This window comes from Dietzia maris (assembly GCF_014144855.1).
Classification (GTDB): Bacteria; Actinomycetota; Actinomycetes; order Mycobacteriales; family Mycobacteriaceae; genus Dietzia; species Dietzia kunjamensis.
Window position 1 is genome coordinate 1 of the sequence record NZ_JAALDN010000465.1, and the last position, 1,909, is coordinate 1,909.

Genomic DNA, 1,909 nt, shown 5'->3' on the forward strand with positions numbered 1-1,909 from the left:
TCGAGACCGTCCGCGAAGGGGAAGAACGCGTCCGACGCGGCGACCGACCCGGTGACCCGCTCCCCCGCGCGCTGCACGGCGAGCCGGGCGGAGTCGACGCGGTTGACCTGGCCCATGCCCACGCCCACGGTGGCCCCGGACTGCGCGAGCAGGATGGCGTTGGACTTGACCGCGCGGCACGCGCGCCACGCGAACAGCAGGTCGCGCAGGGTCTGCTCGTCGGCGTCGTCGCCGCACGCCTTGGTCCAGCCGGCGACCACGTCGCCGTCCGCGTCGAGCGAGTCACGTTGCTGGACCAGCACGCCGCCGGAGATCTGCTTGCGCTCGAACTCGCCCTCGGCGGGCGCCTGCGCCGAGAGGATGCGGATGTTCTTTTTCCGCTGCAGGATCTCCACGGCACCGTCCGCGTAGGACGGGGCGATGATCACCTCGGTGAAGATCTCGGCGACCTGCTCGGCCATCTCCACCGTGACCTCGCGGTTGGCTGCGATCACGCCACCGAACGCGCTGACGGGGTCGCACTCGTGCGCGGCGCGGTGGGCGGCCGCGATGTCGGCGTCGATCGCGATCCCGCACGGGTTGGCGTGCTTGATGATCGCCACGCACGGCTCGGCGTGATCGAAAGCGGAGCGCCACGCCGCGTCGCCGTCGACGTAGTTGTTGTAGCTCATCTCCTTGCCGTGCACCTGGGTGGCCTGGGCGAGGCCGGGCGCGGCGGCAGCGTCCGTGTAGAGGGCGGCGCTCTGGTGCGGGTTCTCGCCGTAGCGCAGGGTGGCGGCGAGGTCGAGGCTCTGCCCCTGCCAGACCGGGAACTCGCCGGAGCCGCCCGCTGCCCCGTCGCCCGCGCCGTCCGCGGTCTGTGCGGTCATCCACGTGGCCACGGCGACGTCGTAGGCCCCGGTGTGGCGGAACGCGGCGGCGGCCAGACTGCGGCGCTTCTCGAGGGTGAACCCACCGGCCGCGACGGCCTCGAGCGCCTCGCCGTATCCGGCGGGGTCGACGAGCACAGCCACCGACGGGTGGTTCTTCGCGGCCGCGCGGACCATCGACGGTCCGCCGATGTCGATCTGCTCGACGCAGGCGTCGTAATCGGCGCCGGAGGCGACGGTGTCGGTGAAGGGATAGAGGTTGACGACGACGAGCTCGAACGGCTGCACACCGAGGTCGGCGATCTGCTCGAGGTGCTCGGGCTTGCGGGTGTCGGCGAGGATGCCGGCGTGAACCCGCGGGTGCAGGGTCTTGACGCGGCCTTCGAGGCATTCCGGGAACCCGGTCAGCGCGTCGACGGGCGTCACGGCGACCCCGGCGTCGGCGATACGCTGCGCGGTCGAGCCGGTGGAGACGATCTCGACCCCGGCGTCGGCGAGCCCCCGGGCGAGCTCGGTGAGCCCGGTCTTGTCGTAGACGCTGATGAGTGCGCGGCGGACGGGCCTGCGGGAATCGGTCACGTTAGGTGCACCTTTCGACCTTCGATGTGGAGTCGGCCACGGGCGGCGGCCGCGAGGACGTCGACGAGCATCTCGCGCTCGACGACTTTGATGCGTTCATGGAGGGTGGCCTCGGTGTCGTCCGGGTGGACGTCGACGGCACGCTGGGCGATCACGGGTCCGGTGTCGACGCCGGCGTCGACCAGGTGGACGGTGCTGCCGGTGACGGTCACCCCGTAGGCGAGCGCGTCGCGCACCGCATGGGCGCCGGGGAACGACGGCAGCAACGCCGGGTGGGTGTTGAGCACGCGACCGTCGAACCGTCCGAGGAACGCGGCGCCGAGGATGCGCATGAAGCCCGCCGAGACCACCCAGTCGGGATCGAACCCGCTCACCACGTCGGCGAGGGCGCGGTCCCAGTCGGCGCGGTCGGCGTGGTCGCCGGGCCGGACGACGGCCGTCGGGAGGTCGGCGCGGCCGGC

2 protein-coding genes are annotated in these 1,909 nt (G+C 72.3%); both read right to left on the reverse strand.

Annotated features, from left to right (window positions below; genetic code table 11):
- The coding region (gene purH, locus G6024_RS14380) for a bifunctional phosphoribosylaminoimidazolecarboxamide formyltransferase/IMP cyclohydrolase (protein WP_159149010.1) at window positions 1-1,448 on the reverse strand (1,448 nt) is incomplete at its 3' end.
- The coding region (purN, locus tag G6024_RS14385; RefSeq protein ID WP_159149011.1) for a phosphoribosylglycinamide formyltransferase at window positions 1,445-1,909 on the reverse strand (465 nt) is incomplete at its 5' end. The genes purH and purN, both read right to left, overlap by 4 nt.